Origin of the sequence: Proluteimonas luteida, from assembly GCF_021191695.1 — a bacterium.
GTDB classification, from domain to species: Bacteria; Pseudomonadota; Gammaproteobacteria; order Xanthomonadales; family Xanthomonadaceae; genus Luteimonas; species Luteimonas luteida.
The window spans coordinates 42,712-62,554 of the sequence record NZ_JAIWPT010000015.1 but is presented as its reverse complement, the minus strand read 5'-3'; the positions used below and the strand labels follow the sequence as shown (position 1 = coordinate 62,554).

Here is a 19,843-nt window from a genome sequence, read left to right as displayed (position 1 = left end):
CGCCGCGCCACGCGACGGGGATTTGACGCGCGTGGCGCCCGCACAGAAGAATCGGACGCTGTGCGGCCATCGCCGCGGGGAGGACGACATGCAGCGACGCGAATTCCTGGCCTGGGGCGGCGTCGGGCTCGGCAGCCTGCTGCTGCCCGGCGGCATCGGCCGCGCAATCGCCGCCGAGGAGCTGGTCTCAACGCTCGACGTCGCGCTGAAGAAGCGCCTGGCCGATGTCGCGCTGCAGGCCGCGACCGGCGGCGGCGCCAGCTACTGCGACGTGCGCATCGGCCGCTACCTGCGGCAGTTCGTGATGACGCGCGAGGACAAGGTCGAGAACGTCGTCAACGAGGAATCGACCGGCGTCGGCATCCGGGTGATCGCCGATGGCGCCTGGGGTTTCGCCGCGACCCGCCGGCTCGATCCCGACGGCATCGCCGAGGCCACGCGCCAGGCGCTGGCGATCGCCAGGGCCAACGCGCGCATCCAGACCGCGCCGGTCCGCCTGGCCCCGGTGCAGGGCGTCGGCGAGGTGACGTGGGCGACGCCGGTGCGTCGCAACGGCATGGCCGTGCCGCTGGAGGAAAAGGTCGCGCTGCTGATGGACGTCAACGCCGCGGCGACCGCCGCAGGTGCCGATTTCGTCAGCTCGCGGCTGTTCCTGGTCAACGAACAGAAGTACTTCGCCAGCACCGACGGCTCCTACATCGACCAGGACGTGCACCGGATCTGGGCGCCGTTCACCGTGACCGCGGTGGACAAGGCCAGCGGAAAATTCCGCACGCGCGACGGACTGTCGGCGCCGATGGGCCTGGGCTACGAATACCTGACGCCGGATCCGGCGCAGCGCTTCGAACTGCCCGGTGGCGTCGTCGCCTACGGCCAGGCCTACGACATGCGCGAGGACGCGGTCGCCGCCGCCGGGCAGGCACGCGAGAAGCTGCGCGCGCCGTCGGTGACGCCCGGCCGCTACGACCTGGTGCTCGATCCGTCGAACCTGTTCCTGACGATCCACGAGAACGTCGGCCATCCGCTGGAGCTCGACCGCGTGCTCGGCTACGAGGCCAACTACGCCGGCACCAGCTTCGCCACGCTCGACAAGCGCGAGGCGGGCTTCCGCTGGGGCAGCGACATCGTCGACTTCTTCGCCGACAAGACCCAGCCGGGCAGCCTCGGCGCGGTCGGCTTCGATGACGAGGGCGTGGCGACCAGGCGCTGGGACCTGGTGCGCGATGGCATCCTCGTCGACTACCAGGCCACGCGCGACCAGGCCCATATCCTCGGCAAGACCGAGTCCGACGGCTGCAGCTACGCCGATTCGTGGTCGAGCGTGCAGTTCCAGCGCATGCCCAACGTGTCGCTGGCGCCGGGCCGTACGCCGCTGACGGTGAAGGAGATGATCGCCGGCGTCGAGCGCGGCCTGTACATCCACGGCCGCGGTTCGTACTCGATCGACCAGCAGCGCTACAACGCCCAGTTCGGCGGCCAGCTGTACTACGAGATCCGCAACGGCGAGATCGCCGGCATGGTCGAGGATGCCGCCTACCAGATCCGCACGCCGGAATTCTGGAATGCCTGCAGCGCGATCTGCGACGCGCGCGACTTCCGCCTCGGCGGCTCGTTCTTCGACGGCAAGGGCCAGCCCAGCCAGGTCTCGGCGGTGTCGCACGGATCGGCCACGACGCGGTTCGATGGGATCAACATCATCAATACCGCCCGGAATCTGTGACCAGAGCAGAGATTTCTAACTCCGTCATTCCCGCTTTCGCGGGAATGACGGGATTTGCTGGATTGAGACATCCCGGGTGATCTCTATGCCAAAAGTCACTGGACGCTGCGCCGCGGCCGCGTCGAGAATCGGGAGGGCTCCGCAGGATGCGATGCCACCCTTGCCAACCCCGTCCACGGCGAACGCCGCTGCGGACCCGTTCCGGGAGAGCTCCCTTGCTTAGACGCGACTTCCTCGCCCTCGCTGGTGTCGGCGCGGGCGGCCTGCTGCTGCCTGCCGTGTTCGGCAGGGTCATCGCCGCCGAACAACTGCTGTCGACGCTCGACGTCGGCTTCAAGAAGCGGCTGGCCGACGCCGGCCTCAACGCCGCGACCGCGGCCGGCGCCAGTTACTGCGACGTGCGCGTCGGCCGCTACCTGCGCCAGTTCGTCATGACCCGCGAGGACAAGGTGCAGAACGTCGTCAGCACCGAATCGACGGGCGTCGGCGTACGCGTGGTCGCCGGCGGCGCCTGGGGCTTCGCCGCGACCAACACGCTGACCGAGCAGGGCGTGGCCGAGGCCGCGCGCCAGGCGGTGGCGATCGCGCAGGCGAACGCGAAGATCCAGACCGCGCCGGTACAGCTGGCGCCGGTCACCGGCGTCGGCGAGGTCTCCTGGCGGACGCCGATCGTCAAGAACGGCATGGAAGTCCCGGTCGAGGAGAAAGTGGAGCTGCTGCTTGGCGTCAACGCCGCGGCGCTGGAGGCGGGCGCCAGTTTCGTCAACTCGACGCTGTTCCTGGTCAACGAACAGAAGTACTTCGCCAGCACCGACGGCTCCTACATCGACCAGGACGTGCACCGGATCTGGGCACCGATGACGGTGACCGCGATCGACAAGGACAGCGGCAAGTTCCGCACCCGCAGCGGCCTGTCGTCGCCGATGGGGCTGGGCTACGAATATCTCGATGGCGCGGCGTCGGGCAAGGTCGTCTCGCCCAACGGCGTGGTCAACTACAGCGGTTCCTACGACATGCGCGAGGACGCGATCGCCGCGGCCCGGCAGGCGCGGGAGAAGCTGCGCGCGCCGTCGGTCAAGCCCGGCCGCTACGATCTCGTGCTCGACCCCTCGCACACCTGGCTGACGATCCACGAGTCGATCGGCCACCCGCTGGAGCTCGACCGCGTGCTCGGCTACGAGGCCAACTACGCCGGCACCAGCTTCGCCACGCTCGACAAGCGCGAGCAGCGCTTCCAGTACGGCAGCGACCTGGTCACGGTGTTCGCGGACAAGACCCAGCCGGGCAGCCTCGGCGTGGTCGGCTTTGATGACGAGGGCGTCGCCACCAAGCGCTGGGACATGATCACCGACGGCAAGCTCGTCGACTACCAGGCGATCCGCGACCAGGCCCACATCCTGGGCAAGACCGAATCGGACGGCTGCTGCTACGCCGATTCGTGGTCGAGCGTGCAGTTCCAGCGCATGCCCAACGTCTCGCTGGCGCCCGGCAAGGCGCGGCTCAGCGTCGAAGACATGATCAAGGACGTCGAGAACGGCATCTACATCATCGGCGACGGCTCGTTCTCGATCGACCAGCAGCGCTACAACGCGCAGTTCGGCGGCCAGCTGTTCTACGAGATCAAGGACGGCGCGATCGCCGGCATGGTCGAGGACGTCGCCTACCAGATCCGCACGCCGGAGTTCTGGAACGCCTGCGTCGCCATCTGCGACGAAAGCGACTACCGCCTCGGTGGCTCGTTCTTCGACGGCAAGGGCCAGCCGAGCCAGGTCTCGGCGGTCTCGCACGGTTCCTCGACCGCGCGTTTCAACGGCATCAACGTCATCAACACCGCGCGTTCGCTTGGCTAAGGAGCCCTGAACCATGACCATCTTCACCGAAGCCCAGGCGCGCGAGATCCTCGAGAAGACCGTGGCCCTGTCGACCGCCGACGAATGCACCGCGACCCTGTCGGGCGCCGTCGACGGCAACATCCGCTTTGCGCTCAACAACGTGTCCACCAGCGGCCTGGTCAGCAATGCCGAGCTGGCGGTGCAGGTCGCGTTCGGCAAGCGCGTCGGCACCGCCAGCATCAACGCCTTCGACGATGCCTCGCTGCAGAGCGTGGTCAGGCGTGCCGAAGACCTTGCGCGGCTGGCGCCCGAGAACCCGGAATTCCTGCCGGCGATCGGCAGGCAGGCGTACCGGCCCAGCCCGACGTTCAGCGAATCCACCGCGGCGATCACGCCGGAATTCCGCGCCAACGTGGCTGCCGGCTCGATCGGGCCATGCCGGGCGGAACAGCTGATCGCCGCCGGCTTCCTCGACGACGGCAAGCGCTTCGTCGCGTTCGCCAACAGCAACGGCAACTTCGGCTACCAGCAGGCGACCAGTTTCAACTACACCTGCACCGTGCGCACCGAGGACGGCCGCGGTTCGGGCTGGGTCGGCCGCAACCTCAAGGACGCCAGCGAGTTCGATGCCGGCCGCGACGTGCGCATCGCGATGCGCAAGGCCAGCGATTCGGCCGACGCGCAGGCGCTGGAGCCGGGCAAGTACACCGTGATCCTGGAACCCGCGGCGGCCGCGGGCCTGATCTCGTTCATGATGCGCTTCTTCGATGCGCGCACCGCCGACGAGGGCCGCAGCTTCCTGTCCAAACGCGGCGGCGGCAACAAGCTCGGCGAGCAGGTCTACGATCCGCGCGTCAATATCGTGGCCGACCCCTGGCATCCCGAAGCCGCGGTGATGCCGTGGGACGGCGAGGGCCTGCCGCGCGAGAAGATGGCGATCATCGAGAACGGCAGGATCGCCAACCTCGACTACTCGCGCTTCTGGGCGCAGCAGCAGGGCAAGCGCGCGGTCGGCCGCCCGGGCAACCTGCTGATGTCGGGCGGCGAGGCCTCGACCGCGGACCTGATCCGCGGCACCGACCGCGGCATCCTGGTCACCCGCACCTGGTACATCCGCATGGTCGACCCGCAGACCGTGCTGCTGACCGGCCTGACCCGCGACGGCACCTTCTACATCGAGAACGGCGAGATCAAGTACCCGCTGAAGAACTTCCGCTTCAACGAGTCGCCGGTGATCATGCTCAACAACATCGACGAGCTCGGCAGGCCGGTCCGTGTCGGCGGCGACGAGTCGTCGATGGTGATGATGCTGCCGCCGATGCGGCTCAGGGACTTCACGTTCACGTCGCTGTCGGATGCGGTATGAGGCAGGGACTGCCCGTGTCCGGGGCCTTCTCCCGCCCGCGGGAGAAGGGGGCGCGCAGCGCAGGATGAGGGCGCTCTCCGCATGACCCGCGCCCAGTTCCTGAAGTTGATGCTCGGCGGCGCGGGGGTCCTTGCGCTGCCGCCGCTCGCCGCGCAATCCGCCCGCTACGACTTCTGGTTCACCCGCCTGCGCTACGACTCGGGCGACTGGGACGTCGATGCGCGGATGCCGTCCAACGTGCTGACCTCGCTGATCGACTACACCAACCTGCGCGTCGACCCCGAGGAGCGCGTCGTCGCGCTGTCGGACCCGAAGATGCTGGCCGCGCCGTTCTGCTATCTCGCCGGCCACAAGCTCGTGGAGTTCAATCCGGCCGAACGGCGCAACTTCGAGCGCTACGTGCGCAGCGGCGGTTTCGTGTTCGTCGACGACTGCAACCACGACATCGACGGCCTGTTCGCGAAGTCGTTCGAGGCCCAGGTGGCGGCGATCTTCGGCGCCGGCGCGCTGAAGAAACTGCCCAACAGCCACCCGCTGTACAGCAGCTTCTTCCGCTTTCCCGACGGCCCGCCGGCGACCAGCTTCGAGCTCAACGGCTGGGGCGACGACCTGGTCCACGACTACCTCAAGGGCATCGAGATCGACGGGCGCCTGGCCGTGCTCTACAGCAACAAGGACTATGGCTGCGAATGGGACTACGACTGGCGCAACAAGCGTTTCCTCGCCGACGACAACACGAAGTTCGCGGTCAACATCGTCATGTACGCGCTGACCGCATGACCGCTTTCCACCGGCGCACGCTTGCCTGCGGCGGATTCCGCGCCGAACGCCGCACCGCGCGCGAGCCCGCGCCCACCGATCCATACAGGACTGCCGCATGACCGTTTCCAACCCCACCGAAGCCGACCTCGATGCCTGGCGCGAGCGCCTGGAGGCGCTGCGCGGCGCGATCGGCCAGGCCGTCGTCGGCCAGGCGGCGGTCGTCGAGCAGTTGCTGATCGGCCTGCTGGCCGGCGGGCACTGCCTGCTCGAAGGCGTGCCCGGCCTGGGCAAGACGCTGCTGGTGCGCACGCTGGGCCAGGCGCTGGACCTGCAGTTCCGCCGCGTGCAGTTCACGCCGGACCTGATGCCCAGCGACATCCTCGGCACCGAGCTGCTGGAGGAGGACCACGGCACCGGTCACCGCCATTTCCGTTTCCAGGAAGGCCCGGTCTTCACCAACCTGCTGCTGGCCGACGAGCTCAACCGTACGCCGCCCAAGACCCAGGCCGCGCTGCTGGAGGCGATGCAGGAACGCACCGTCAGCCAGGCCGGCGTGACCCGCCCGCTGCCGTCGCCGTTCTTCGTGCTGGCGACCCAGAACCCGATCGAGCAGGCCGGCACCTATCCGTTGCCGGAGGCACAGCTGGACCGCTTCCTGCTGCACATCGCGCTGGCGTATCCGGACGAGGCCGAGGAACAGGCGATCCTGGCGCAGACCACCGGCAGCGCGGCTGCCGACGTCCCGCGGGTGATGCATGCCGGCGACGTGCTCGCGCTGCAGGCGCTGGTGCGCGAGGTCCACGTCGGCGACGACCTGCTGCGCTGGATCACCCGGCTGGTGCGCGCGACGCGTCCCGGCGACGGGGCGCCCGATGTCGTGCGCGACTACGTGCGCTGGGGCGCCGGTCCGCGCGCGGGGCAGTCGCTGGTGCTGGCATCGAAGGCGCGCGCGCTGCTGCACGGCCGTCTCGCGGCGACGCGCGAGGACGTGGTTGCGCTGCTCGCGCCGGTGCTGCGGCATCGCCTGCTGCTGTCGTTCGCGGCCGAGGCCGAGCGCAGGACGCCGGACATGGTGATCGCCGGGCTGCTGCAGGCCGTGCCGTTCGACGCGGGCTGATCTTCCCCGCATGACCTCCGATCCGATTCCGCCGTCGCTGCGTGCCCGGCTGGCCGGCTTGCGGATCGTGCCGCGGCGCGCGGCCGGGCGTGGCGGGATCGGCCTGCACGCCAGCCGCAGTCGTGGCGCGGGCCTGGAATTCGCCCAGTACCGCGCGTACGAGCCCGGCGACGAGCCGCGGCAGATCGACTGGAAGCTGTACGGACGCAGCGACCGCTTCTTCGTCCGCGAGGCCGAGCGCGAGAGCCCGCTGCGGCTGTGGATCCTGCTCGATGCCAGCGCATCGATGGCGCAGGCCGACGAGGCGCGTCCGGACTGGTCGCGCTTCGATGCGGCGCGGCTGCTGGCCGCGTGCATCGCCGAGGTCGCGTTGCGGCAGGGCGATGCCTTCGGGCTGATCGTCCTGCACGACGGCGGCCTGGGGCTCGTGCCGGCCGATGGCGGGCTGCGCCAGCGCGACCGGCTGCGCCTGCAACTGCAGGCGCTCGTGCCGGGGCGCGCGTTTCCGTCGGGTGCGCGGTTGTCGCCGGTGTGGGAACGCATCGGCAGCGACGATCTGGTGGTGGCGATCGGCGACTGGTTCGACGACAACGCGGTCGCATTGCTGGAGAAGCTCGCCGCGGCCGGCCGCGAGGTCGTCGCCCTGCAGCTGCTGACCGTCGAGGAGCGCGACTTCCCGTTCCGCGACGGGCGCCGCTTCGTCGATCCGGAAACCGGCGAAGCGCTGCTCGGCGATGGTCCGGCGCTGCGTGCCGGGTATCTGGAACGCTTCGGCGAGGCGCAGCGCGCACTGCGTGCGCGCTTTGACGCGGCCGGCATCCGCTTCGCGTCCGCGGCGCTCGACGCGGAGGCCGATGCGGTGCTGCAGCCGCTGTTCGGTCCACAGGCCCCGGGACGCGGCCGATGAACCTCGCCTTGCTCCTGCCCGGTGCGCTGGCCGCGCTGCTTGCCCTGGCCGTGCCGCTGCTGCTGCATCTCGCGCGACGCACCGAGCAGCGGCCGACCCCATTCGCCGCGCTGCGCTGGCTGCGCCGGCAGCCGCGGCCGAGGCGGCGGCTGCGTTTCGACGACTGGCCGCTGCTGCTGGTGCGGCTGCTGCTGCTCGCGCTGCTGGCGCTGTGGCTGGCACGACCGGTGCAGGTCGGCGAAGCGGCGCGCACCCACTGGATCGCCGTCGTGCCGGGTGTCGATCCCGCGGCGGTGCGCGCCGACGGGGATGAGGCGCGCCTGCACTGGCTGCTTCCGGGATTTCCGGCGCTGGACGACGGGCAGGCTGCCGGCGCGGATGCCGGTCCGGCGGACGCGTCGCCCTCGAGCCTGCTGCGGCAGCTGGATGCCGAACTCCCCGCGGACGCACGGTTGACGGTCTTCGTGCCGGAAGTCCTCGACGGCGTTGATGCACAGCGCATCGTGCTGTCGCGCCAGGTCGACTGGCGTGTCGTGCCGGGCGGGTCAGCAGCCGCGGATCGGGTGTCCGCCGCCGCACCCCCGGTGCTGCAGGTGCGCCACGATGCCGCGCACGCGCCGGCCGCGAACTGGCTGCGGGCCGCCGCGCAGGCGTGGCGGCCCGACGATGCGGCGCCGCCGGCATTGGGGGACGACGCATCCGTGGCGCCGCCGGGCGACACGCGCAGCGTCCTGGTCTGGCTGCGCGCGGACGCGCTGCCGCCGCCGGTGATCGACTGGATCGAAGGGGGCGGCACCGCGCTGGTCGATGCCGCGACCACGGGCATCGACCGTGATGCGATGCAGGTGGCATGGTCCGACGAGGCCGGGCAGCCATTGCTGTTCGCCCGGCCGCTCGGGGCAGGCCGGATGCTGCAGTTCGCGCGCCCGCTGACCGCCGCCGCGATGCCGGACCTGTTGGCGCCGACGTTTCCGGGTGCGCTGCGCGCGCAGCTGCAGCCAGTGCCGGAACCGGCACGCGTGCGCGCGCTCGATCACGCGCCGGGCACCGGCGCGCGCGGCCATGCGCAGCCCCCGCGCGACCTGCGCCCGTGGCTTGCGGCATTGATCGCGCTGCTGTGCGTGCTGGAGCGCTGGATGGCGACCGCGCGTCGTCGGGTCGTGGCGTCGTGAGCCCCGCGGCGGACATGGCCCCGCAGTTGCGGCAGATGCTGCGCGGGGCCCGCTGGCGTGCGATCGCAGGTGTCGCCGCGATCGCAGGCGCGGCGGTGCTGGCGGTCGTCGCCATTGCCCTGCGGGTCGGGACGCCATGGGTTGCCGTGGTGCTGGCGGCAACGGGCAGCGCGATCGCCGCGGCGATCGCGGCGCAGCGTGCGCGCCGCCGCGACCGCACCTGGCTGCTGCGCCGGCTCAATGCCGGTCGCGGCGACATGGACGACAGCGCCGATCTGCTGTTCGCCGACGACCGGCAACTGGCACCGTTGCAACGGTTGCAGCGCGCGCGCCTGCTTGCGCGCCTGCCGGCCGGTCGGCAGGCGCTCGCGCCGCCGCCGCTGCCCTGGCGCTGGATCGGCATCGCGTGGGCGCTCGCATCGATCCTGTGCGCGTTCGCGGTGTTCTGGCCGGCGACCCCGCCGCAGGACCGGCAGCCGAGCCCGACGGCCGCCGCGGCGGCCGGCGCGGCCGCACCGCGCATCGTGGAGGCGACCCTCCATGTCGCGCCGCCGGCCTACACCGGCCTGCCGGCGCGCGATGCCGAAACCCTGGCGGTGCAGGCGCCGGCCGGCAGCACGTTGCGCTGGACCCTGCGGTTCTCCGCACCGCCCGATGGCGTGGCGCTGCGCTTCCACGATGGCGGAACGCTGCCGCTGGTCCGCGAGGGGGAGTCCTGGACGACCACGCAGGTGCTGGCGCGTTCGACGCTGTACCGCATCGTGCCGACCGTCGGTGGCGTCGACCTGCCGGCCACCGACGAGGCGACCGCGCGGCTGTGGCGGCTCGACGCGGTCGCCGACCGGCCGCCACGGGTCCGCGTGCTGCAGCCCGCGGACACGCTGACGATGCTGGCGCCCGGCCAGCGTCGCTGGGATCTGCGTTTCGAGGCCGAGGACGACCACGGCATCGCCGCCGATGCGACCCTGCGGCTGACGCTGGCGCTGGGCACGGGCGAGAACATCACGTTCGTCGAGCGCAGCCTGCCGCTGCGCGGCGACGGCGACGCGCGCACGAAGCGGTACGCGATCGCGATCGATCCGGTCGCCCAGGGGCTTGCCGAAGGCGGGGATCTCGTCGCCCAGCTCGAGGTCGGCGACAACCGCGCGCCGCAGCCGCAGCGCGCGCGCAGCCCGAGCCTGATCCTGCGCTGGCCCGTGCCGGCGCCGCCGGATGCCGATGGGCTCGAAGGCCTTGCGCGCGACGTGCTGCCGGCGTACTTCCGCAGCCAGCGCCAGGTCATCATCGACGCCGAGGCGCTGCTGCGCGAGAAGCCGCGGCTGGCGGCGGACACGTTCGCGACGCGATCGGACACGATCGGCGTCGACCAGCGCCTGCTGCGGCTGCGCTATGGCCAGTTCCTCGGCGAGGAGAGCGAGGGCGGCCGCCGCCCGTTGCCCACCGCCGATGCCGACGATGCGCCGCCCCCGCCCCCGCGCAGACCGTTGCCGATCGACGACTACGGGCAGGACGATGCGCCCGCGGTTTCCGACGACGCGCACGACACGGACGGACACGCTCGCGACCACGGGCACGACGGCGCGACGGCCCCTGCGGGCGCCGGCGGCCATGATCACGACCATGATCATGACCACGGCCCCGGCGAGCCGGATGCCGGAACGCCGGTGTTCGGCCGCGCCGAGGACGTGCTCGCCGAGTTCGGGCATACCCACGACCTGCCGGAAGCGGCGACGCTGCTCGACCCGAAGACCCGCGAACTGCTGCGCGGCGCCCTGCGCGAGATGTGGCAGTCCGAACTGCACCTGCGCCAGGCCGCGCCCGACCAAGCGCTGCCGTACGCGAACCGCGCGCTGGAGCTGATCAAGCAGGTCCAGCAGGCCGATCGCATCTATCTGGCGCGCGTCGGGCAGCAGTTGCCGCCCGTCGACCCGACGCGGCGGCTCGGCGGCGACCGCGACGGCATCGCGCCGCGGCGCGTGCCCGATGTCGTGCGCGACGACGACGGCGCCGCGCTCGATGCAGCGTGGACCGCACTGCTCGATCCGGGGACGGCCGGTGCGGGGGCCGATACTGTCGAACCGGACCTCGATGCCCTCGAGGCCTGGCTGCGATCGCATCCGTCGCGCATCGAGGATCCGCTGGCGCTGGTCGCCGCGATCGACGCCCTGCGACGCGAGCCGGCCTGCGACGATTGCAGGCAGGCCCTGCGTGCCGCCTTGTGGACCGCGCTTCGGCGCCCGCCGCCCGCCGTCCTGCGGCGCGCGCCGGTCGACGCGGCCGGTGCGCGCTATCTCGATGGCCTGCGCGGGGAGGCGGGCCCATGACGCCGGAGCGGATCATCGCCATTGCGCTCGTCGCCGCCGTCGCTGTCGCGACGTTGCGGCTGCTGCTCGGCACCCGTCGCAGTCCGGCCGCGGCGCGACCGCGGACATGGCGCGTCGTCGCGATCCTCGTGCTGCAGGCGGCGGCCGCCGGCCTGCTGTACCTGACCCTGCTGCCGCCATCGCTGCCGGCCGCGTCCGGCACGCTGGTGGTCGCGACCGCGGGGGCGACGCGTGCGCAGCTCGATGCCGCCGCGGGCGACCGCGTCGTGTCCTTGCCGGAGGCGGGCGAGGTCGCGGGCGCGGACGCGGTGCCGGATCTGGCGACCGCGCTGCGCCGCCACCCGCGGACCGCGCGCCTGCACATCGTCGGCGCCGGGCTGGAAGCGCGCGACCGCGATGCGGTCGACGGACGTGCGGTGGCGTTCTCGGCAGCGCCGCCGCCGCGCGGCATCGTCGCCGTGTCGGCACCGGATGCGGTCGCACCGGGACAGCGCTTCGTCGTGCACGGGCGCGTCGCCGGCGTCGACGACGCGCGCATCGCGCTGCTGGACCCCGCGGGCCGTCGCGTCGCGGTCGGCACGCCGGACGCGGCGGGCAGGTTCGCGCTGGATGCCACGGCGCGGATCGCGGGCACGGCGCTCTACGCGCTGCAGCTCGGCGATGGTGTCGATGCGATCGTCGAGCGCCTGCCGGTGCCGGTGTGGACCCTCGCGCAGACGCCGCCGCGGGTCCTGCTGCTGGCGGCCGCGCCGAATCCGGAAACCAAGTACCTGCGGCGCTGGGCCGACGATGCCGGGCTGTCGACGCGCCTGCGCATCGAGCTCGGCGGTGGCGCGCGCGTCGCCGATCCGGGGACCTCGCTCGACCGCGCCGCGCTCGCGGCGCTCGATCTCGTGGTGTCCGATGCGCGTGCGTTCGCCAGCCTCGGCCCCGCGCAGCGCGCGGCCCTGCGCGAGGCCGTGCAGGGCGGGCTCGGCGTGCTGGTGCACGCCCCGGGCGGGATGCCGGATGCGCTGCGCCCCCAGCTGCGCGCGTTCGGACTCGACGTCGCCGCGGAGACGAACGCACGTCCCCTGCAGTTCGCGGCGGACACGCGCGATGTCGCGGTCCTGCGCGCGCGGCTCGGCGGGGGCAGCGACGACGCGCCGTTCGATGCCACGCTCGCGACCGAAGCGCTGCCGACGCTGGCGTATCGCCCGTTGCGCGGCGATGCGGCCGCGTTCGACGGCCTGCGCGGACCGGACGATCTCGCGCTGTGGCAGGCACTGGGGCGGGGCCGCATCGGCGTGACCGCCATCGAGGACAGCTGGCAGCTGGCGACCGCCGGCCGCGGCGACGTGCATGCGGAGCTGTGGAGCGGCTGGTTCTCCACGCTGGCGCGTGCGGGCGACGCCGCCGCGGTCGACGTCCGCGGCGAACGCCGGGTCGGCCAGCGGCTCGTGCTGTGCGGCCTCGGCGCAGACGACCGTGTCGTCGCGCCCGACGGTGGTCCGGCGCAGTTGCAGGTCGATCCACGGGCAGGGGAAGGAGACTGCGCGGGATTCTGGCCCCGCCTTGCCGGGTGGCACCGCGTGATCGCCGACGATGGCGTCGAACGCCCGTTCCACGTGGCATCGCCCGACGTCGGCATCGCGCTGCATGCGGCGGCGCTGCGCGATGCGACCGTTGCCCTTGTACGCGAATCGGGCACGGCAGCGTCCGGCGACATGCGTGCAGCGCAGCCGCGACGCGGTGCGTCCTGGCCCTGGTTCGCGGCCTGGCTGGCGGTCGTCGCCGGGCTGTGGGCGCTGGAGCGTTCGACGCTCGGACGAGGCGACGGCAAGGGCTCCGTCGCGTCGCGCGGCGGCAGGTCATCGCATCCGGGTTGAAGCCTCGCGGTGCCTGCTGCAGACTCGGGCGACACCTCGATACCTTGAACGCGTTGTCCGGCGCGATCGATGCCCCGATGCGGGCGTGACGGGCCGGTCGCCCGATCCCTGCCTGTCGCCGTTCCGCGGCAGGCGCCCCGCGGCGCGCGACGCGATGCCGCGTCGATCACCAGGAGTCTCTCCATGCCTTCACGTCGCGATTGCCTGAAACTCACCCTCGGTGCCGGCCTGTCGCTGGCCCTGCCGTCCGCCGCGTTGCTGGCCGCCACCCGGCAACCCCTGCTGACCCGCGCCATCCCGTCGAGCGGGCAGCAGTTGCCGCTGATCGGGCTGGGCAGTTCGGCCACGTTCTCGCAGGTGGCGCGCAGCGAGGACATCAGCGCGTTGCGCGAGGTGCTGCGGACCCTGATCGACCAGGGCGGCAAGGTATTCGATACCGCGCCCAGCTATGGCGCCTCGGAGGAAGTGGCCGGCCGGATCGCGACCGAACTGGGCATCACCGACGAGATCTTCTGGGCCACCAAGGTCAACGTGGCCGGGCGCGAGCCCAACGCACAGGCCGATCCGGCGGCGGCGCGGGCGCAGATCGAAACCTCGTTCGAACGCATCGGCAAGCCGGTCGTCGACCTGATCCAGGTCCACAACCTCGGCGACGTGCCGACCCAGCTCGGCATCCTGCGCGGGCTCAAGGAAGCCGGTCGGGTGCGCTACGTCGGCGTCACCTCGACCAGCAAGCCGGCGTACCCGCGGTTGATCGAGGTGATGCAGAACGAACCGATCGATTTCATCGGCGTCGACTACGCGATCGACAACCGCGACGTCGAGGAGACGATCCTGCCGCTGGCGGCCGAACGCGGCATCGGCGTGCTGGTCTACGTGCCGTTCGGCCGCACCCGCCTGTGGAACCGGGTCGGCGACCGCGCGCTGCCCGAATGGGCGGCGGAATTCGATGCGACGACCTGGGGGCAGTTCTTCCTGAAATACGTGGCCGCGCATCCGGCGGTGACCTGCGTCACCCCGGCGACCAGTCGTGCCAGCAACCTGATCGACAACCTCGGCGCCGGACGCGGCCGGTTGCCGGACGCGGCGCAGCGGCAGCGGATGATCGAACTGGTCGAGTCACTGCCGGCAGCCTGATCCGGGCGGTCGCGCGTCCCGCGCGCTACCCTCTCCACTGCGGTGGCGGCGACCTCAGCCTTCGTCTTCCTCGAACTCGACCAGCGCGTCGAGGTCGAACGCCAGCGCCTCGACGGCCTCGCGGACCTTGCGCGCGGTCGACGGATTGCCGGCCTCGACCTCGATCTCGTGCATCTGCGGGCCTTCGACGTCACTCAGGCCCGCGGAACTGGAGTCGGCATCGTCCATGTGCGGCATCAGGTCGTCGATCTCCTCGACGTGCTCGATGCCCTCCACGCTCTGCAGGAGATTGATGACCGCACGCGCGGTGTCGTCACTGCCGGTCAGGCGGATGCGGAGCATGGACATGTCGGTTCCTCGTGGGACGGGGAACCGCAGGCTAGGCAGCGGCGGGCCAAGGCGGCGTGATGAGCGCGTTGCCTGATGAACGCGTTGCCCGCAGGCGCCGCGGCGGGAACGGCGGATCGCATGCGCGTCGCATCACGTCCGCGGGCTTGCGCCGCGCAGCCGTTCGAACGCCAGCGTCGGCGCAGCGTGGTAGTGCACTTCGCCGGTTTCGACATAGCCCAGCCGTGCGGCCAGCCGGCGCGAGGCCGCGTTGTCCGGATCGATGATGCAGACGCTGCGGCCGCCGAACGGCTGCGCGTCGAACCAGGCATGCATCGCGGTCGCGGCCTCGCTTGCGATGCCGCGGCCCTGCGCCTCGCGCGCGAACACCCAGGAGGCTTCCGGCGAGCGGTCGAAGTCCGGTCCCAGCCCGCGGTGGAAATCGGCGAAGCCCGCGCCGCCGAGGAACCGGCCGGAGTCGCGTCCGGTCACCGCGAAGATGCCGTAGCCGAATGCCTGCCAATGGCCGATGTAGCGCAGCAGGCGGTTCCAGACGTCCTCTTCCGGAGGCGGCGCCGGCGCGATGTGCCGGACGACCTGGGGATCGGACAGCATCGCGTGGATCGCGGCGAAATCGCCGATCTGGTGCGGCCGCAGGCGCAGGCGCGGGGTCTCGATCGTGGTCACGGCGCCAGCCGCACCGGCACGCCGATGTTGCACAGGTCGATGTGCCCGGCCGGCTGCAGGTACCAGTCGTCGCGGCGGTTGCGGCGCGATTCGACGACCGCGTCGAACAGCGGCGTGTCGGTACGCAGTACTTCGATCGGCGTGCGCTGCGCGGCGGGCACCTCCGAGGCGAGCCGGATCGCGCGAATCGGCGTGCGCTGCGCGGGGTCCTCGTAGAAGCCCAGCGGGCCGCTGCCGCGCGGCAGCACGCTCAGCAGCTCCATGCCCTGCAGCACGCGGCCGACGATGGTGATGTTGCGGTCGAGCTGGCGCGGCGACTGGCCGATGACGACGTACAGCTCGGTGCCGTTGCTCGAATCGGCGGCCATGTCGCGTCCGGCGCCCAGGGTGCCGTAACAGTGCGCCAGCCAGGCGCGCCCGGTCCGCGCGTCGCGCGCGGCCGGGAAGCCGTCGACGAAGCCGGTCTGCGCGGCCCAGCCGTCGGGATCGGGCAGGGCGTGGAACGCGAGACCGGCCGCGGAACGGTCGAACTCCGCCGGCAACGCCGCTTTCGCGCCGCCGATCGGCTTGCCGGGCGCATCGTCCTCGGTGATGTCGCCGAACTGCACGACGAAGTTGTCCTGCGACCGGTACACGCTCAGCCCGTCCCAGAAGCCCTCGCGCGCCAGCGTGCGGATGTTGGCCACGTGTTCCGGAGCGAAATCCGCCGCCAGTTCGATGACCACGCGGCCGCCCGCCAATTCCATGTACAGCGTGTCCGCCGGGTCCGGCGTGCGCCAGTCCGCCGGCGTCGAGGCGTCGAGCAGCTCCTGGGTCGAGCGCGTCTCCGCGGTGCGCGCCGGGGCGCCGGACGCCGGCGTTGTCGTACAGCCCGGAAGCGCGAGGGCGAGCGCGGTGAGCAGCGGCGCGGCGGACAGCAGGGCGGAGCGGGACACGATGCGGGACATGGACGGATTCCGGGCGGCGAAGCCTGCGATTGTGGCCGAGTCGTGGTCGCACGTGACTACCGGCACATCCGCTATAGCGAACTTCGCAATAGGATCGATGTCGACCTAGCGGAGAAGGGACATGGCCGACAGCCTCGACGACAGCGACCCGCAGCTGCGCAAGTTCCAGAAGGAACTGAGCGCGGGCACGGTGTCGCTGGCGCTGCTGGCGGTGCTGGCCGGCAGCGAGGCGCCGATGTACGGCTACCAGATCGCCAAGCGGCTGGAACAGGTCGGCGACGGCGTGCTCAGCGGCAAGCAGAGCGCGCTGTATCCGGTGCTGCGCAACCTCAGCGCGGCCGGCCTGCTTGACAGCCATGTCGAACCGTCGGTCGCGGGTCCGCCGCGCCGCTACTACCGCATCACCGAGGCAGGGCGGACTTCCCTGCGCCAATGGGCCGCCGCCTGGCGTGCGACCCGCGATTCCGTCGACGCCGTCCTGGAGGGGATACGCACATGAACAGCAGCCGCCTGCCCAACAACATCCCCGAATATCTCGAACACCTGCGGCGCTCGCTGGCCGGCGCCGATCCCGCGCTGATCCAGGACGCGCTGTACGACGCCGAGGAATACCTGCGCTCGGAGCTGGCCGAGAACCCCGGCAGGAGCGAGGCCGAGGTCATCGCCGCGGTCGCGTCGAGCTACGGCGCGCCCGACGAGGTCGCCGACATCTACCGCGACACCGAGGTCACGGTGCAGACCGCGCTGCGGCCGCCCGCGCCGAAGCCGCGCAGTTCGCTGGTGGGCCGCTTCTTCGGCGTCGCCGCCGATCCACGCACCTATTCGTCGCTGTTCTACATGATGCTGTCGCTGGCGACGGGCCTGTTCTACTTCCTGTGGGTGGTGGTCGGCCTGTCGGTGTCGCTGGGGCTGAGCATCGCGTTGATCGGCATCCCGCTGCTGATCCTGTTCTTCGGCTCGGTGCGGCTGCTGTCGCTGGTCGAGGGGCGCGTCGTCGAGGTGATGCTCGGCGAGCGCATGCCGCGCCGGCCGCTGTACGCCGCGCGCGGACGCGACTGGATGCAGCGCATCGGCGACATGTTCACCGACGCGCGTACCTGGAGCACGCTGCTGTACATGCTGCTGATGCTGCCGCTGGGACTGGCGTACTTCACCATCGCGGTGTCGCTGCTCAGCTTCTCGCTGTCGCTGGTGGTCGCGACGCTGGCGCTGCTGCCCGGCGTCGACCTGAACGTGTACCTGTTCGGCCTCGACATCCCGAAGCACGCGCCGTGGCTGCTGCCGGCGGTGTCGGCGGTCGGCGTGCTGCTGCTGTTCGCCAGCCTGCACCTGTTCCGCGGCATCGGCCGCATGCACGGCGCGATCGCCAAGCATCTGCTGGTCAAGACCGCGCAGTACAGCTGAGCGCGGCGGCTTGCAGTACATGCATCGGGTCCTGACCCGCGTCGGGTCCAGATCCACGGACCGGCGACACCAAGGCGGGTCGCCGGTCCGCTCTATGTTCGGGGCGCAGTCCGACCCGACGCGCCCTCCGGCATCTCCGCGGTTACCCGCCCTGGCGTGACGACCGCTTCGCAGTGCGTTTGCGCGCGGCGGGCTTGTTCGCCGTCTTCGTCTTCGCCGCGGCGCCCGCCGCGGGCGGTGCATGTGCGGCGATGAAGTCGCGCACCTGCGGGTAGACCTGGTTGCGCCAGCGCCGGCCGCTGAAGATGCCGTAGTGGCCGGCGCCCTCGACGGTGATGTGCGCGCGGTCGGCCTTGGCCACACCCGTGCACAGCGTGTGCGCGGCGCGGGTCTGGCCTTCGCCGGAAATGTCGTCGAGTTCGCCCTCGATGGTCAGCAGCGCGGTGCCGGTGATCTTCGACGGATCCACGCGCTCGCCGGCGACGTCCCACTTGCCGCGCGGCAGCAGGTGCTCCTGGAACACCACGCGGATCGTGTCGAGATAGTAGTCGGCCGGCATGTCGAGCACGGCGTTGTACTCGTCGTAGAAGCGGCGGTGGGCGTCGGCGTCCTCGAGGTCGCCCTTGATCAGGTCCTGGTAGAAGTCCCAGTGCGATTCGAGGTGGCGTTCGGGATTCATCGCCATGAATCCCATGTGCTGCAGGAACCCGGGATAGACCAGACGGCCGTGGCCGGGATAGTTCAGCGGCACCGGGTTGATGACGTTCTGGCGGAACCACGACAGCGGCTTTTCCGTCGCGAGGTTGTTGACCGCGGTCGGCGACTGGCGGGTGTCGATCGGACCGCCCATCATCACCAGCGAGCGCGGCGTGGCCTCGCCGCGCGCGGCCATCAGCGAGACCGCGGCCAGCACCGGCACGGTCGGCTGGCAGACGCTGATCACGTGCAGTTCGTCGGCGCCGATGTGGCGGATGAATTCCTCGATGTAGGCGACGTAGTCGTCGAGCGAGAACTCGCCCGCTTCGGTCGGCACCATGCGCGCGTCGACCCAGTCGGTGACGAAGACCTTGTGGTCGCGCAGCAGGGTGCGCACGGTGTCGCGCAGCAGGGTCGCGTGGTGGCCGGAAAGCGGCGCCACGACCAGCACGGTCGGCTGCGCACGCATCACTTCCAGGTGCTGGAAGTCGTCGGTGTAGCGCTTGAAGCGCAGCAGCCTGCAGAACGGCTTGACCAGCGCGTCGAGCTGGACGACGGGATAGGTACGGCCGTTGTCGTTGTTCTCGACCTCGTGGATGCCGAAGGCCGGCTTCTCGTAGTCCTTGCCGATGCGGTAGAGCAGTTCATTGGTCGCCGAGATCTGGTCGGCGCCGGGCAGGTTGGACAGCCAGGTGGCGTCGTGCGCGAACGCCTTGGCGTTGGCATCGGCCAGCAGCGTCCATGGCTTCATCCAGGCGCGGCCCAGTTCGTGCAGTTGATAGAACATCGCCAGTCCGGCTCCAGGGTGCTGCGTCGCAGCATATAGTAGCCCCTGTTAACGATTCCGCACCGTGGCCGGGCCCGCGAACAGGCTGCGGACGCGGATCCACGCCGGCGCAGGTGCGGGAAAAGCCGCCGTTACGCGGTTTCCAGCGCGGTTGCGGCCTCCGCCAGCGCCGGGGACAGCCAGCAGTGCGAACCCAGTGCGCGGAAACCGGCGGCGGCGAAACGCTGGCGGTAGAAGCGGGCCGGCCGTTGCAGGAAGCCGTCGTCGTCGCCTTCGGCGCCGTCCCCGCGCGCGAAGCATTCGAGGAAGGCGATGCCGCCGGTCAGCTCGGCAAGGCCCGGCAGGCCGCGGTCGATCTCGCGCGCCGGCAGGTAGTGCAGCACGTCGCTGCAGACCAGCAGGTCGACCGGCGGGCACGGGCGCAGATGCTGGAAGTCGGCGAACGATGCCAGGCGCAGGTTGCGCGCGCGGCCATATCGGGCAACCGCGTATTCGCTGCTGTCGAAGCCCAGATAGCGTGCGTTCGGCCGCAGTTTCAGCAGCGGCGCGCGCCAGGCGCCTTCGCCGCAGCCGATGTCGAGCACGGTGCGCAGCGGGCGATCGAGGTGGTACTCGGCGGTCGCGACCGCCAGCGCGACCTTGCGCGCCAGCCGCTGCGGGCCGCCGATGCCGCCGGCGCGGTACCAGCGGTCGAAGTAGGCGCGGTCGTACTGCTTGTTCATCGGGCGGGGTCTGCGTGGCGGGCGGTCATTCTAGGGGCAACCATCCCGCTCCACGGAGGGCACGTGCG

17 protein-coding genes are annotated in these 19,843 nt (G+C 71.3%); 12 read left to right on the top strand and 5 right to left on the bottom strand.

What is annotated here, in order from left to right; genetic code table 11:
- Positions 1-88: 88 nt before the first annotated feature.
- From LDO26_RS13605 to LDO26_RS13560, 10 genes are all read left to right on the top strand, one after another.
- On the top strand, positions 89-1,720 hold the full coding sequence (locus LDO26_RS13605; RefSeq protein WP_232131638.1) for a TldD/PmbA family protein: 1,632 nt from the start codon (positions 89-91) through the stop codon (positions 1,718-1,720).
- Between the two features lie 215 nt (positions 1,721-1,935).
- The gene (locus tag LDO26_RS13600) at positions 1,936-3,570 is read left to right on the top strand and encodes a TldD/PmbA family protein (protein ID WP_232131637.1); all 1,635 of its coding nucleotides are present in this window, start codon (positions 1,936-1,938) and stop codon (positions 3,568-3,570) included.
- Positions 3,571-3,583: 13 nt separating this feature from the next.
- The gene (locus LDO26_RS13595) at positions 3,584-4,918 is read left to right on the top strand and encodes a TldD/PmbA family protein (protein WP_232131636.1); all 1,335 of its coding nucleotides are present in this window, start codon (positions 3,584-3,586) and stop codon (positions 4,916-4,918) included.
- An 81-nt stretch (positions 4,919-4,999) separates the two neighbouring features.
- Positions 5,000-5,698 (top strand): DUF4159 domain-containing protein, encoded by a 699-nt coding sequence (locus LDO26_RS13590; RefSeq protein WP_232131635.1) that lies wholly within the window; start codon positions 5,000-5,002, stop codon positions 5,696-5,698.
- A gap of 97 nt (positions 5,699-5,795) precedes the next feature.
- Positions 5,796-6,797, top strand: coding sequence for an AAA family ATPase (locus tag LDO26_RS13585; protein WP_232131634.1), 1,002 nt, complete (start codon positions 5,796-5,798; stop codon positions 6,795-6,797).
- A 10-nt stretch (positions 6,798-6,807) separates the two neighbouring features.
- Positions 6,808-7,704, top strand: a complete 897-nt coding sequence (locus tag LDO26_RS13580; RefSeq protein WP_232131633.1) for a DUF58 domain-containing protein — start codon at positions 6,808-6,810, stop codon at positions 7,702-7,704.
- Positions 7,701-8,876 carry a BatA domain-containing protein gene (locus tag LDO26_RS13575; protein WP_232131632.1) on the top strand — a complete coding sequence of 392 codons (1,176 nt, stop codon included), beginning with the start codon at positions 7,701-7,703 and terminating at the stop codon, positions 8,874-8,876. Before LDO26_RS13580 ends, LDO26_RS13575 begins: the two co-directional genes overlap by 4 nt.
- A gap of 14 nt (positions 8,877-8,890) precedes the next feature.
- Positions 8,891-11,200: a DUF4175 domain-containing protein gene (locus LDO26_RS13570; RefSeq protein WP_232131684.1), complete on the top strand. Its 2,310-nt coding sequence runs from the start codon at positions 8,891-8,893 to the stop codon at positions 11,198-11,200.
- Positions 11,197-13,068 carry a carboxypeptidase regulatory-like domain-containing protein gene (locus tag LDO26_RS13565; RefSeq protein WP_232131631.1) on the top strand — a complete coding sequence of 624 codons (1,872 nt, stop codon included), beginning with the start codon at positions 11,197-11,199 and terminating at the stop codon, positions 13,066-13,068. The genes LDO26_RS13570 and LDO26_RS13565 overlap by 4 nt, the downstream gene beginning before the upstream one ends.
- A 183-nt stretch (positions 13,069-13,251) precedes the next feature.
- Complete coding sequence (locus tag LDO26_RS13560) at positions 13,252-14,205, top strand: aldo/keto reductase (protein ID WP_232131630.1); 954 nt, start codon at positions 13,252-13,254, stop codon at positions 14,203-14,205.
- Between the two features lie 54 nt (positions 14,206-14,259).
- Here LDO26_RS13560 and LDO26_RS13555 read toward each other — a convergent pair whose 3' ends face one another.
- The 3 genes from LDO26_RS13555 to LDO26_RS13545 all read right to left on the bottom strand — a co-directional run bounded on the left by LDO26_RS13555 (position 14,260) and on the right by LDO26_RS13545 (position 16,166).
- Positions 14,260-14,553, bottom strand: a complete 294-nt coding sequence (locus tag LDO26_RS13555) for a hypothetical protein (RefSeq protein WP_232131629.1) — start codon at positions 14,551-14,553, stop codon at positions 14,260-14,262.
- A 132-nt stretch (positions 14,554-14,685) separates the two neighbouring features.
- The gene (locus LDO26_RS13550) at positions 14,686-15,219 is read right to left on the bottom strand and encodes a GNAT family N-acetyltransferase (protein WP_232131628.1); all 534 of its coding nucleotides are present in this window, start codon (positions 15,217-15,219) and stop codon (positions 14,686-14,688) included.
- The gene (locus tag LDO26_RS13545; RefSeq protein WP_232131627.1) at positions 15,216-16,166 is read right to left on the bottom strand and encodes a peptidylprolyl isomerase; all 951 of its coding nucleotides are present in this window, start codon (positions 16,164-16,166) and stop codon (positions 15,216-15,218) included. The genes LDO26_RS13550 and LDO26_RS13545 overlap by 4 nt, the downstream gene beginning before the upstream one ends.
- A 121-nt stretch (positions 16,167-16,287) precedes the next feature.
- Between LDO26_RS13545 and LDO26_RS13540 the strand changes: the two genes are divergently transcribed.
- Complete coding sequence (locus tag LDO26_RS13540) at positions 16,288-16,665, top strand: PadR family transcriptional regulator (RefSeq protein ID WP_232131626.1); 378 nt, start codon at positions 16,288-16,290, stop codon at positions 16,663-16,665.
- Complete coding sequence (locus tag LDO26_RS13535; protein ID WP_232131625.1) at positions 16,662-17,570, top strand: sensor domain-containing protein; 909 nt, start codon at positions 16,662-16,664, stop codon at positions 17,568-17,570. Before LDO26_RS13540 ends, LDO26_RS13535 begins: the two co-directional genes overlap by 4 nt.
- A gap of 142 nt (positions 17,571-17,712) precedes the next feature.
- Here LDO26_RS13535 and LDO26_RS13530 read toward each other — a convergent pair whose 3' ends face one another.
- Together LDO26_RS13530 and LDO26_RS13525 are read right to left on the bottom strand one after the other, a co-directional pair.
- A complete protein-coding gene (locus LDO26_RS13530) occupies positions 17,713-19,053 on the bottom strand; it encodes a polyhydroxyalkanoate depolymerase (protein ID WP_232131624.1) in 1,341 nt (446 codons plus the stop codon).
- Positions 19,054-19,184: 131 nt separating this feature from the next.
- Complete coding sequence (locus tag LDO26_RS13525; protein WP_232131623.1) at positions 19,185-19,775, bottom strand: class I SAM-dependent methyltransferase; 591 nt, start codon at positions 19,773-19,775, stop codon at positions 19,185-19,187.
- Positions 19,776-19,843 lie beyond the last annotated feature (68 nt).

What these genes read in the sequence shown, in the direction of transcription:
- LDO26_RS13605 (WP_232131638.1), top strand. Translation starts at nt 89, where the DNA reads ATGCAGCGACGCGAATTCCTGGCCTGGGGCGGCGTCGGGCTCGGCAGC.
- LDO26_RS13595 (WP_232131636.1), top strand. Translation starts at nt 3,584, where the DNA reads ATGACCATCTTCACCGAAGCCCAGGCGCGCGAGATCCTCGAGAAGACC.
- LDO26_RS13590 (WP_232131635.1), top strand. Translation starts at nt 5,000, where the DNA reads ATGACCCGCGCCCAGTTCCTGAAGTTGATGCTCGGCGGCGCGGGGGTC.
- LDO26_RS13585 (WP_232131634.1), top strand. Translation starts at nt 5,796, where the DNA reads ATGACCGTTTCCAACCCCACCGAAGCCGACCTCGATGCCTGGCGCGAG.
- LDO26_RS13580 (WP_232131633.1), top strand. Translation starts at nt 6,808, where the DNA reads ATGACCTCCGATCCGATTCCGCCGTCGCTGCGTGCCCGGCTGGCCGGC.
- LDO26_RS13575 (WP_232131632.1), top strand. Translation starts at nt 7,701, where the DNA reads ATGAACCTCGCCTTGCTCCTGCCCGGTGCGCTGGCCGCGCTGCTTGCC.
- LDO26_RS13570 (WP_232131684.1), top strand. Translation starts at nt 8,891, where the DNA reads ATGGCCCCGCAGTTGCGGCAGATGCTGCGCGGGGCCCGCTGGCGTGCG.
- LDO26_RS13565 (WP_232131631.1), top strand. Translation starts at nt 11,197, where the DNA reads ATGACGCCGGAGCGGATCATCGCCATTGCGCTCGTCGCCGCCGTCGCT.
- LDO26_RS13560 (WP_232131630.1), top strand. Translation starts at nt 13,252, where the DNA reads ATGCCTTCACGTCGCGATTGCCTGAAACTCACCCTCGGTGCCGGCCTG.
- LDO26_RS13555 (WP_232131629.1), bottom strand. Translation starts at nt 14,553, where the DNA reads ATGTCCATGCTCCGCATCCGCCTGACCGGCAGTGACGACACCGCGCGT.
- LDO26_RS13545 (WP_232131627.1), bottom strand. Translation starts at nt 16,166, where the DNA reads ATGTCCCGCATCGTGTCCCGCTCCGCCCTGCTGTCCGCCGCGCCGCTG.
- LDO26_RS13540 (WP_232131626.1), top strand. Translation starts at nt 16,288, where the DNA reads ATGGCCGACAGCCTCGACGACAGCGACCCGCAGCTGCGCAAGTTCCAG.
- LDO26_RS13535 (WP_232131625.1), top strand. Translation starts at nt 16,662, where the DNA reads ATGAACAGCAGCCGCCTGCCCAACAACATCCCCGAATATCTCGAACAC.
- LDO26_RS13530 (WP_232131624.1), bottom strand. Translation starts at nt 19,053, where the DNA reads ATGTTCTATCAACTGCACGAACTGGGCCGCGCCTGGATGAAGCCATGG.
- LDO26_RS13525 (WP_232131623.1), bottom strand. Translation starts at nt 19,775, where the DNA reads ATGAACAAGCAGTACGACCGCGCCTACTTCGACCGCTGGTACCGCGCC.